Annotated in this window: 8 protein-coding genes; 2 read left to right on the top strand and 6 right to left on the bottom strand. The window is 53.6% G+C overall.

Annotated features, from left to right (window positions below; genetic code table 11):
• The 6 genes from hyfB to AB5Y73_RS13640 all read right to left on the bottom strand — a co-directional run bounded on the left by hyfB (position 1) and on the right by AB5Y73_RS13640 (position 9,092).
• On the bottom strand, positions 1–1,884 hold the full coding sequence (gene hyfB, locus AB5Y73_RS13665) for a hydrogenase 4 subunit B (protein ID WP_279499596.1): 1,884 nt from the start codon (positions 1,882–1,884) through the stop codon (positions 1–3).
• Entirely contained in the window at positions 1,884–2,549 is a 666-nt protein-coding gene (locus AB5Y73_RS13660; protein WP_005333313.1) for a 4Fe-4S dicluster domain-containing protein, read from the bottom strand. The genes hyfB and AB5Y73_RS13660 overlap by 1 nt, the downstream gene beginning before the upstream one ends.
• 606 nt (positions 2,550–3,155) lie before the next feature.
• Positions 3,156–5,024, bottom strand: a complete 1,869-nt coding sequence (gene kup / locus AB5Y73_RS13655; RefSeq protein WP_100645943.1) for a low affinity potassium transporter Kup — start codon at positions 5,022–5,024, stop codon at positions 3,156–3,158.
• Between the two features lie 531 nt (positions 5,025–5,555).
• On the bottom strand, positions 5,556–5,978 hold the full coding sequence (locus tag AB5Y73_RS13650) for a GNAT family N-acetyltransferase (RefSeq protein ID WP_279499597.1): 423 nt from the start codon (positions 5,976–5,978) through the stop codon (positions 5,556–5,558).
• Between the two features lie 121 nt (positions 5,979–6,099).
• Entirely contained in the window at positions 6,100–8,568 is a 2,469-nt protein-coding gene (locus tag AB5Y73_RS13645) for a hypothetical protein (RefSeq protein ID WP_368147927.1), read from the bottom strand.
• A 191-nt stretch (positions 8,569–8,759) separates the two neighbouring features.
• A complete protein-coding gene (locus tag AB5Y73_RS13640) occupies positions 8,760–9,092 on the bottom strand; it encodes a hypothetical protein (RefSeq protein WP_279499600.1) in 333 nt (110 codons plus the stop codon).
• Between the two features lie 157 nt (positions 9,093–9,249).
• Here AB5Y73_RS13640 and AB5Y73_RS13635 point away from each other — a divergent pair, with 157 nt between their 5' ends.
• Both AB5Y73_RS13635 and fdhF read left to right on the top strand, forming a co-directional pair.
• On the top strand, positions 9,250–9,849 hold the full coding sequence (locus AB5Y73_RS13635) for a 4Fe-4S dicluster domain-containing protein (protein WP_100653847.1): 600 nt from the start codon (positions 9,250–9,252) through the stop codon (positions 9,847–9,849).
• Positions 9,850–9,895: 46 nt separating this feature from the next.
• Positions 9,896–12,040, top strand: coding sequence for a formate dehydrogenase subunit alpha (gene fdhF / locus AB5Y73_RS13630; protein WP_279499601.1), 2,145 nt, complete (start codon positions 9,896–9,898; stop codon positions 12,038–12,040).
• The last annotated feature ends 156 nt before the right edge of the window (positions 12,041–12,196 follow it).

Below are 12,196 nucleotides of genomic sequence, written 5' to 3'. Positions count from 1 at the left end.
TCAGACTCCTACAGCCATCAGGATAAAGAGCGCCAGCACCACGCCATTTATTAAAGAGAGCAGCAGCTTGCCGGTGTTGCCGCTGGTATCGCTCACCCCGTGCAGGGCGCTGGCCAGGTCGAGCTGCGGCTGTTTGCGATAGAGTGGCGCGCAGAGTTGGCGCAAGGTGTGGGTGACACCGCCACAGGTGAGGCTCATGCGCTCCTCATAGGCGTAACCACAAGCCCACGGGGTGCCAGCGTGACGACGACCCAGCTTGGGGCCCTTGAAGATGGCCAGTACCAGCAGCGGAATGAGGAACAGCCCCAGCAATGTGATGGCAATAACGGGCGGGGAGAGGATCGCCTGACTGCTATCCAGCGGCAGCAGGGTGGCGCCAGTGGCCACGTTCATTTGGCCGCTTACCAAGGCTTGGCCATAGCTGGCGATATGGGGGGCAATCCAGGGGGCGCCCAGACCCAACACCAGACAGACCGCGGCCAGCAGCAGGGTGCCTGCCACCATGGCGCCCGGCACTTCGCGGGCGTGACTCGCTTTCTCGCTGCGCGGGGCGCCGCAGAAGCAGATGCCGTACACCTTGACGAAGCACATCACCGCCATGGCGCCGGTTACCGCCAGCATCACTACCGCGAGCGGCGCGACAACGGAGGTGCCGAGCTTGGTCATGGAGAGCAGCGACTGATAGATAAACCACTCGCTGACAAAGCCGTTGAGCGGCGGCAGCGCCGAGATGGCCATGGCGCCGATGAGGAACGCCAGCGCAGTCCAGGGCATCAGCTTGGCCAGCCCCCCCATCTTGTCCATGTCACGAGTGTGCAGGCGGAACATCACAGAGCCGGTACCCATAAAGAGCAGGCTCTTGAAGATGGCGTGGTTGAGCAGGTGATAGAGGGCGCCGAGCAGCCCCAGCACCACCAGCGCCGGCTGCTGGTTGGCGATGCCGATCATGCCGATGCCCATCCCCATCAGGATGATGCCGATGTTCTCCACCGTGTGGTAGGCGAGCAGCCGCTTGAGGTCATGCTCGGCCAGCGCAAACAGCACCCCGAGCACCGCCGAGCAGGCACCGAAGATCAGCACCACATAGCCCCACCAGAGCTGGCTGACGCCGAGAAAATCGATGCTGACTCGCAAGATGCCAAACAGACCCAGCTTGACCATGACGCCGGACATCAGCGCCGAGATATGGGACGGCGCAACGGGCTCGGCCACTGGCAGCCAGCCGTGCAGCGGCACGAAACCGGCGCGCAGGCCAAAGCCGCAGAAGCTGAGCAGGAACACCAGAGAGGCCAATGCGCCCGCCAGATGGTGCTCGCGCAGCGCGGCGAACTCCAGCGAGCCAGATTCACGGCAGAGCAGCCAGAAGGCGATCAGCACCAGCGCCATGCCGATATGGTTCATCACCAAGTAAAGCCGGCTCTGTTTGGCGGCCTCGGGGTTGGTCTTGACCAGCCAGTAGGTGGTGAGGGTCACCAGCTCGTAGCAGAGCAAGAAACCGAGCGCGTTGTCGGCCAGCACCATGCCCACCATGGCAAAGAGGAAGAGGTTCATCAGCGCACCGATGGCCACATCGCCCTTGCCCTGATATTCGCGGATATAGGCAAAGGAGTAGAGGGCGACGGCGACGCCGACGGTGCTAATCACCAGCAGCATCAGTGCGGCCAGCATGTCGAGGTGCACCGAGCCCAGCAGCCAGAGCTGGCCGTCGACGGGGGTGCCTTGGGCAAAGATCTGGATGGCGGCGACCAGACCCGCGAGCGAGCCCAGCAGGGCAAAGCCGCTGTTGAGACGGTTGGCCAGTGCGGGCAGCTTTTGCAGGAGCAAACCGGCGGCAGCGCCCAGCAAAAAGAGCAGGAGCGTGGCCATAACAAGGGGGGACAACATCAGCGAACTCCCTCTGTGGTGGATAAATCGGAGGCAGGGATCGCCGTGGCAGGCGCCGAGAAGGCAGAGGCCCCTTGCGGGTTGGTGTCAGCTGCTTGCTGGCGACGGATACGGGCGGCGCGTTCGGTGTCGCCGTCATTGACCAGCTTCAGTGCCTGGGAGGGGCAGGCACCGACACAGGCCGGGCCATCGGCGCGAAACTCGCACAGGTCGCACTTGACGGCGATGCTGCGCACGCCCGGCTCCCAGCTCAGCAGATCCTCGCCAAAGCAGCGCAGGCCAGCGGAGGTGGAGGGGTTGCTGGAGCGGATGGAGCAGGGGATATAGGTGTCGTAACTGGTGGCCACGGCCACCGGACGGCTGCCGCCGCTCTGGATGGCGCCAAAGGGGCAGGCCACGGCGCAGAGATTGCAGCCGATGCAGAGCGACTCATTGAGTTGCACGCAATCGCCGGTCTGGCGAATTGCCTCGACCGGGCACACCTTGATGCAGGGGGCATCGTCACAGTGACGGCACTGAACCGGCATGGTCGCCTGCTCGTGTCGCATAACGGTTAAACGGGGGGCTTGCTGCAAACCTTGCGCCTTGTGTACCTCGCTGCAGGCCGCCATACAGGTGCCACAGCCGATACAAAGCTTGGGGTCAGCGATAACGAAGCGGTTCATAGCCTACCTTGTCGTGTCGCGAACGGAGAAAGTAGGGGCAGGTTGGCAAGATACGGGCCAGAATGGTTTTTACAGATGAATTGGTTTTAAGTGGCTGTTTTTAAATGAATAAAAATCTTCATGTGGTTGAGTGAACGCACTGATGTGGCTGTCGAACTGTGACGTTCGTCACTTGTGACGAAGCCATCGGGAGGGTTCGTCACCTTGGAAAACGCAGCATGAGTAGAGTGCAAAGAACGAAGTGAATTGCACCTCTCCGACATATGTTCGCGGTGCACGGCGCTGCGCTTGTTGCACCCTACGGCGGTGGTCTGTTCGGATAGAGGCCGTCTGTGTTGAAACCGTAGGTTCGATTAGCGAAGCGTAATCGGACGCACGAGAACGCAAATATATCGGCAGCATGCCGGGAACAGGGGCAATGAACGACGTGAATAGCACCGTTTGCAGCATATGGTCGCCGTGGTTTGCTCCCTTCTCCCCTTGCGGGAGAAGGGCTGGGGATGAGGGGGTCGGTCATTGGGGTTAACGGAAAAGATGAGGGAGGCCAATGCCTCCCTCTCTATTTTCTGATGTTTTCTATGCCATCAAAAGGCCATCAACTCGCCATCAGATATCCACCTGCGAACCCAGCTCGATAACCCGGTTGGGCGGGATCTCGAACTGATCCGGGGCGCGCAGGGCGTTGCGCTGCAGCAGCATAAAGAGCTTGCCGCGCAGATAGAGATACCAGGGGCGGTCTTTCATGATGAGCGACTCGTGGGCCATAAAGAACGAGGTCTCCATCATCCGGCAACTGAGCCCCTCGGCGTTGCAGCGGTGGAAGATCTCCTCCACGTTCGGGGTCTCGCGCCAGCCGTAGCTTGCCACCACCCGCCAGAAGGTGGGGGAGAGCTGCTCGATGCAGACCCGGCGCACATTGTGGACGTAGGGCACATCCTCCACCCGCAGGGTGAGCAGGATGATCCGCTCGTGCAGCACCTTGTTGTGCTTGAGGTTGTGCAGCAGCGCATGGGGGATCACATTGACCACCCGCGACATATAGACCGCAGTGCCGGCCACCCGGGTCGGCGGGGATTTCTCCAGCGAGGCGATCATCGGCTCAAGGGAGTTGCCGTGCTCGTTCAGGCGACGAATAAGCTGGAAACGCTCGCTCTTCCAGCTGGTCATCACGGTAAACATCACCGCGCCCAGGGTGAGCGGCAGCCAGCCACCGGAGAAGATCTTGGCGAGGTTGGCGGCAAAGAGCGGCACGTCGATACAGAGCAGCGCGGCAAACAGGATGGCCACCAGATACTTGTTCCAGTGCCAGCTGTTCTTGGCCACCGAGCAGGAGAGGATGGAGGTGAGCACCATGGTGCCGGTCACCGCGATGCCGTAGGCCGCCGCCAGATTGCTGGAGTGCTCGAAGCTCATGATGACGATCACCACCGAGATATAGAGCATCCAGTTGATGACCGGAATATAGATCTGGCCGGACTCCTGCTCGGAGGTGTGGACGATGCGAATGGGGGAGAGATAACCGAGGCGCACCGCCTGCCGGGTCAGCGAAAAGACCCCGGAGATCACCGCCTGCGAGGCGATCACCGTCGCCATGGTTGCCAGCAGCAGCAGCGGTACCAGCGCCCATTTCGGCGCGAGCAGGAAGAAGGGGTTGGCAATGGCGGCGGGGTTACTCAGCAGCAGCGCACCCTGACCGAAGTAGTTGAGCACCAGGGAGGGCAGCACCACGATAAACCAGGCGAGGCGAATGGGATTCTTGCCGAAGTGGCCCATATCCGCGTAGAGCGCCTCCACCCCGGTGATGGCCAGCACCACGGCGCCGAGGGCAAAGAAGGAGGTGGTCTGGTACTGGATAAAGAAGCGCACCGCCCAGATGGGGTTGAGCGCACCCAGCACCTCGGGGTTGTGGATGATGCCGCGCAGCCCCAGCACCGCCAGCGTCATAAACCAGATCAGCATGATGGGGGCAAACAGCTTGCCCACCATGGCGGTGCCATGTTTCTGGATGGCGAACAGCAGGGTCAGCACCAGCACCGAAAGGGTGACGATATAGGGGTCGAGGGCGGGGGTGAGAATGCTCAGACCCTCGATGGCCGACATCACCGACATCGCCGGGGTGATCACCACCTCGCCATAGAAGAAGCTGCCGCCAATCAGGCCGAGGATGATCAGCAGCGGCGTCCAGCGGGTGGAGGCGTTGCGGGTCGCCAGCGACATCAGGGTGAGAATGCCACCCTCACCGGCGTTGTCGGCCCGCATCACAAAGGAGAGGTACTTGACCGACACCACCAGGATCAGCAGCCAGAAGATCAGCGAGAGAAAGCCGAGAATGGAGGTCGGCTCGACGCCGAACCCGAATTGACCTGACAGGCACTCGCGCAAGGTATAGAGCGGGCTGGTGCCGATATCGCCATAGACTACGCCAATCGCCGCCAGCATGACGCCGGACATAGCTTGTTGTTTATCACAGTTCATGAGTTCATCTTGTCAGTTTGATGTTTACACGTTTGCCAACGCACAGTTGCCCGACCTACCAAGAGAGTCGTGATATTTAATCGGGAGAGAATTAATGGATTGCGATGGGAAAGGGCGCTAACGGAATAGTGATCTGCTTGTCATGGAACACAGTCTGTTCATCTGTCATTAAGCTTATAATGACACACACTCTGCGGGACTATGCTCAGTTATAAATAATCAAAAGTTCAATTTGAGTAAGAGAATTAATTATCCGGCGATTGAAATTGGCAGCGATAATGCAGGCAACTGTTTGTTTTATCTAGTGAAGTGTTTTGGCTACTCTCTTTTACCAAAACGGATAATAAATAGACGATAAAGTAATCACTAATTAATTGCTGGCAGGATGGCTAATGGGATGCAGTTGGGCCGCGATGTCGTCTTTATTCGCCAGAGGGGAAGGTAGGGTGCAATGAACGAAGTGAATTGTACCAAGTATTTAAAGAGGCAAGAGGTGTAATGCGCTGCGCTTATTGCACCCTACGGTAATTATTACTCTCCATGATAGTGCTTCAATAAAAAGTAGCGATCAGGACTATTTTTAAAGCCGCTTACTTTACCGACTATTTTAAATCCCATTTTTTCATAAAATTTGGGAGCCTGAAATGAAAGGGTGTCGACTTGAGCAGCAATACATCCCCGTTTTTTTGCCTCGCGTTCAGCAATCTCCATTAATTGAATGCCAAGCCCCTGTCCTCTCTTGTCATTGTGTACCCAAAGTACTTCGATCAACAGTTGATGATAAATAGTACGTCCGGCAATGCCACCGACAACTTCGTCATTATCATCATGAATGGCAACAATTAAAGGTTGGGAGCGTTCCTCACCCATTTTATCAAAGTTAAATTGTCTAAGGTTATCAACAAGTAAATTGAATGCTTCATCTTGGTTTTCATTATGGATTTTTATATTCATCAAATCTTACTCCATTAAAATGTAATCGTAGGGTGCAATGAACGAAGTGAATTGCACCAAGTATTAAAAGAGGCTAGAGGTGCAATGCGCTGCGCTTATTGCACCCTACGGCACTACAAAATTATGCTTTCAACGGATAATCATGTGATTTAAACATATTTGTTTCAACCACCCTTTCCACATTATCAAACGATGACTCTCCCATTTTTAAAGCCTCAACAAGGTCGAAGTAACTAGGCTTGATAACAAGTCGATTCCAAGCACTCAGCAAGTACTCTCTAAATGCTACAGTTCTATTATATCTATCTTCAATGTTGAATGACTCGCATCCTGCACGCATCTTATTTACTATTTCAGGATTGAATATAGGAGTGTCAAATAACATTGCATCCAAATATGCAAAGTCACTAATCCAGCGTTTAAGATGATATTGCCCTGTCGATGTAATTCTAAACTTCACGGGCATTTCACCAATCAAACCTGTTTCGTCTTCATCAAAAGTAAAACGTTGCGAGGTTTCAATTAGTTTCTTGTTGGTAGCTCTTCTTAACGCATGCTCTGTTTGTGCAGGTATGTATCCAGTACCTTGCATTTCTGAAATTATTTCTTTTGTATTACAAAATCCATCTCGGTCTTGTAGTTCACTTTTATCTGATAAAATAGCTAGAATAAACGGGACAAGGAAATGCTCAGATTCATCAGCTATTGATATATCAAAAATGTTCATTGCTAAAGATGTGTTTGGATCAAAATGAGAAAATTCACCTAACAGTGCCTGTTTTGAAAACTCATGTACAGGAATGATATATCTACCTTCGTGTTCATATGTTCTAATTATTTTCTCTGCTTCCACATTAGGGCTTCCAATAAATCCAGTTATGAAAGTGAGAGCTTGTCTTACATTTCCCCCCGTGATGTTTTCTATAAATTCACCAAGTGATTTATTTCTTCTCAATGATTCGAGTAAAACCTTTATAAAAATAGATAAGTTGTCGATGTTTATTCTTACGAATTCGGCTTTTTCCAATGGGATCTTACCCTCGGACATTTCAAGAGCAAACTGAAGCCTTTTATCTAAAACTTGATCAATTCTTGGGGGAGAAATAGTAAATACTTTATGAGGATAAGCCGTCAGGGCACCTGAGGATTTTGATTTGAAGAACGTTTGTGGTCGTACAGATATGAAGACTAGTGAGCACCATTCTTTAGCCAACTCTTGAGAAATGACGAAAGCTTGTTGTTGTGTGTCAAAGTCTCTTTGGTCTGCATTATCAATACAGATTATTACTTGTTTTTTGCTTTGTTTGGATAAATGTGCAATAGAGTTTTTTAAATGCTCATCTTTATTGTTTATTTTTGATGATAGCATTTCTAATTGCTTCTCTTCATATTTTTCTCTGTTCGTCTCTCTGAGCCCCCCCCAAATACCACTGGCAAATCGCTGTATGTCTCTTGAGTATACGCCTCTTACAAATTTTAATTCTGATGTGTCGGTGTTATATTTGCAGAGCAATTGCTCTTCAATCTCATTCAGAATAAATTGCTGAAGATTTGTAGCTAATGTGGCTTTTGCACCTAAATCAATATAAATGTATATCGCTTCATTGAATTCTTTAAACGCGCTAGAGTAAATAAGATTTTTTACAAAAGATGTTTTGCCTACGCCCACATCACCAATCAGTACAATTGGCCTTTTGGATAAAGCCTCTGCCATTATGCTAGGATCTAACCCGTGTTCTCGTTTATCTGGTTTTACGGATGTGAGTTTAGGTGACGCCTCACTATCACTAAATAAGGCAGCATAACGAGCTTGGATCATTTCTTTACTTAATAAAGCATATTTTGAAAGGGCACCACTTTCGCAATAACATTTTTTATAAAAAATCTCCTCGTTTTCTGTGCTTTCTAGTGCATCTTGTATTATCAACTCCGATATTTGGCGTAGAGATGTTTGAATTTCACTTGCATATCTAACTTTAGGATACATTGTAAGGTATGATGATAATTTATTAGGTATTCCTTTCACATCGGAAGCCAAATACTTTATTAAGCGCTGTTCTTTTACTCCAAAATAAGAAAGCATATTCCATGCTAGAGTAAAATTATCAAGCATATCAGATAAACTATCAAAGACTAGTGCTTTTCCATCAAGAGGAGAACAGCCATTTTGATTGCTTGCAATGAAAGATATATATTGGTGACCATTTGTAGCAACGGCAATAGGTGTTCCTCTAGAAGCGCAGTAATGTTGAACCTGCCTAATTGCGTTACCTAAATCGTCGTTGGCTTTTAATAGAGTGGGTAAGTCTATAATATTTTTCTTGGATAATCCTGCAGGTATTTCAAAAACTCTACCTTCTCGTTTGGCTTCGATAATTACTTGCCTTGGAGAGCCTAGCTCATAGTCCGTAAACGTATTTTGTTCATATTCCTCTACTTCTATTTGATCATCTGGCCATGCAAAAACATCTGTAATTATCTTGTTTATGATGTGGTGTCTTGTTTGTGCTTCATTTCTTATTTTTTCAAGATCTGAATTTTCTTCAATTATTTTTCTTAAAAATTGTTCACATTCATGCATGGTTTTCATTATATCTCCCTATGTCTTCTAATACTGAAATCTAGAGTTCTTACATTTAGTTTGCAGCATTGAACTTATGTTGACTGAACTCGTGATTCACTGAGGAGTCCCTTCGGAACCAGTCTCCAAGTGGCACATATTAACCGGAGGGATAGAAAACTGAAGGGGCAGGGGCCTAAAACCGGCTCTGGCTCAATAAATCAGTCAATAATCGGCTTATTTTTGTTCGATTTGGCTTTGGCTTGATGATGACCTGCCAGCTCGATAGCAAAACCAAACAACTTGCCATCGCCCCAAGCGGCTTTGGCGTGCTGCACAGCCCATTTTTGGCCCTTGGTATGGCTTTTCTCCCCGGATTTCGTTGCTCCGCTTGTCCGGTTTGGGGCGGCCGATCCTGTCTGCAAACGCCTCTGAACGTCTCCGCCACACGGCTGGGGCAGGGGCTGGTCAGCCGGTGTCGAGCTCGTCACTTTTGTCGTGTCGATCACACTTCCCACCCCGTCGTCACCCTCGTCAGGGGTGGCAATCAGCACGATCTTCTTTCTGATTACTCCTTTATTTTCAATTGCTTGTAAATTTTTATCGCGCCATTTGCCCGTTTTGGTCTGATAAATGCTTTGTGGGGGGCTGGCCGCCTCTTTGCCTGTCGGCGGGCGGCCCGGTGTAACGAACCATTTAGGATCCCTCTCTATGAACAGCTTCGTGATTGCAGATCCCAGTCTCTGTATTGGGTGTCGTACCTGTGAGGTGGCCTGCGCCGTTTCACACCAGTCAGGGTCTTGCAGCGGGACCCTTGAGCGGGAGGGCGGCCTGCATCTTGCCATCGAGGATGGACATCTGGTCTCCAGGGACAGCTACTTTCAGCCGCGCCTGAAGGTGATCGTGGGCAGCAAGGTGACCACACCGGTACTCTGCCGCCAGTGTGAAGACAAGCCGTGCGCCATGGCCTGCCCGAACAATGCCATCGTCAGCGAAGATGGTTGCGTCAAGGTGTTGCAGGAGCGCTGCATCGGCTGCAAGTCCTGCGTGGTGGCCTGTCCTTACGGCGCCATGGCGGTGGTGCTCAAAGAGGTGCCCCCGACTGCCGATTCGCTCTTCAAGCGGCCGCAGACCAAGGCGCAGGCGCTCAAGTGCGATCTCTGCCGTCACCGCGAGGCGGGCCCGGCCTGTGTCGAGGTGTGTCCGACCCAGGCGCTGCGGCTGGTCACGCCGGAGCATCTTGAAAACCTGAACCGGCAGAAGCAGCTGGCCAGTGCCGAGGCACTGCTGGCGATGCCGGCGCGGGTGTGAGCGGGCTTGCCGAGCCGTTTTTCGTTAACAAACAAGAGTGTGAGTCATGAAAAAAGTCATTACCGTGTGCCCCTATTGCGGCACCGGTTGCAAAATCAACCTGCTGGTTGAAAACGACAAGGTGGTGGGGGCCGAAGGCGCCAACGGCCGGACCAACGAGGGGCAGCTCTGCCTCAAGGGCTATTACGGTTGGGATTTCTTGAACGACACCAACCTGCTGACCCCCCGTCTCAAGAGCCCGATGATCCGCCGCGAGCGCGGTGGCAAGTTCGAGGCGGTCTCCTGGGATGAAGCGATCGAGTTCGCCAGCAGCCGTCTGGTTGCCATCAAGGCGAAATATGGCCCGGACGCCATCATGACCACCGGCTCTGCCCGTGGCCCCGGCAATGAAGCCAACTATGTGATGCAGAAATTTGCCCGTGCGGTGATTGGGACGAACAACGTCGACCACTGCGCGAGGGTGTGACACGCACCCTCAGTCTCCGGTCTGGAGACAACTGTAGGCAACGGCGCCATGAGCAACGCCATTCCCGAAATTCAAGAGACCAAGTGCCTGCTGGTGTTTGGTTACAACGCTGCTGACTCTCACCCCATCGTCGCCCGCCATATCCTCAAGGCGAAGGCAAACGGGGCCAAGGTGATTGTGTGTGATCCCCGCATGGTGGAGACCGCCCGCATCGCCGATCAGTGGTTGCCGCTCAAAAACGGTTCCAACATGGCGCTGGTTAACGCCTTCGCCAACGTGTTGATTAACGAAGGGCTCTACAACAAGGCCTTTGTCGCCAACTACACCGAAGGGTTCGAGACCTTCAAGGCGACGGTGGCCAAGTACACCCCGGAATATGTCGAGGGGATCACCGGCCTCAAAGCCGCCGATATCCGCGCCGCCATTCGCACCTATGCCGAGTCGCCTGCGTCCATGATCCTGTGGGGCATGGGGGTGACCCAGTACGGTCAGGCGGTGGACGTGGTCAAGGGGCTGGCGGGTCTGGCGCTGCTGACCGGCAACTTTGGTCGTCGCGGTACCGGTTGCGGGCCTGTTCGTGGTCAGAACAACGTGCAGGGCACCTGTGACATGGGGATGCTGCCCCACCAGTTCCCGGGTTATCAGTCGGTGGCCGATCCCGAGATCAGCGCCAAGTTCGCCAAGGCGTGGGGCGTGGAGTCGCTGTCCCAGAAACCGGGATACCGCCTGACCGAGCTTGGCCACAAGGTGGAGGAGGGCAAGTGCAAGGCCTTCTACATCTTCGGTGAAGACCCGGCCCAGACCGAGGCAGATCTCGGTCAGTTCCGTCGCACTCTGGCGGGGATGGAGCTGGTGATCGTGCAGGATATCTTCATGACCCAGACCGCCGAGATGGCCGACGTCATTCTGCCCGCCACCAGTTGGGGCGAGCATGAAGGGGTCTACAGCTCGGCGGATCGCGGCTTCCAGCGCTTCTACAAGGCGGTGACGCCCCCCGAGAACGTGAAGCCGGACTGGGCCATCTTCTCGTTGATGGCGACCGCCATGGGTTATCCCATGGAGTACCATAACACCGAAGAGATCTGGGACGAGATGCGTGCGCTCTGCCCGCTCTATGCCGGGGTCAGCTACGACAAGATGGCCGACCTCAAGAGTGTGCAGTGGCCCTGTCCGACCGAGGGTCACCCGGGCACCAGCACTCTGTTCGAGGGGAACGTGTTCACCACCCCGAGCGGCAAGGGTCAGCTGATTGCCTCCGAGTGGCGGCCGCCGCTGGAGCAGCCCTGTGCCGAGTACCCGCTGGTGCTCTCCACCGTGCGCGAGGTGGGTCACTACTCCTGCCGCTCCATGACCGGCAACTGCTCGGCGCTGCAGACCCTGGCCGATGAGCCTGGCTATGTGCAGATCCACCCGAGCGATGCCAAAAAGCTCGGGGTGAAGGATCAGGCGCTGGTCTGGATCTCGTCGCGCCGTGGCAAGGTGATCACCCGGGCCAATTACAACGACCGGGTCAACGCCGGGGTGGTCTACATGACCTACCAGTGGTGGATCGGGGCCTGCAACGAGCTCACCATCGAGCACGTCGATCCCGTCTCCCACACGCCGGAGTACAAGTACTGCGCGGTGAAGATCGAGCGTATCGACAATCAGCCTGAGGCGGAAGTGTACGTCCAGACTGAATACAGCGCGCTCAAGGCGAAATTGCGCAGCGCAGCCAAAGGCTGACCCGCCCTAAAAAAGGACGTTCTGCACAAATAAGGGAACCCGACTCGGATTTATCGAGTCGGGCACCCTTTTATTACCCAAAAATAGGGGATAAATGATGCAACATGAAATTGGTCGCTTATTCGGAATTTTCTATATTGGTACCTATCTGGCGGC

Origin of the sequence: Aeromonas sp. s7(2024) (genome assembly GCF_040907825.1) — a bacterium.
In the GTDB taxonomy this organism is placed as follows: domain Bacteria; phylum Pseudomonadota; class Gammaproteobacteria; order Enterobacterales; family Aeromonadaceae; genus Aeromonas; species Aeromonas veronii.
Note: the sequence above shows the minus strand (reverse complement) of the source record. Positions and strands in the feature narration are given on the sequence as shown.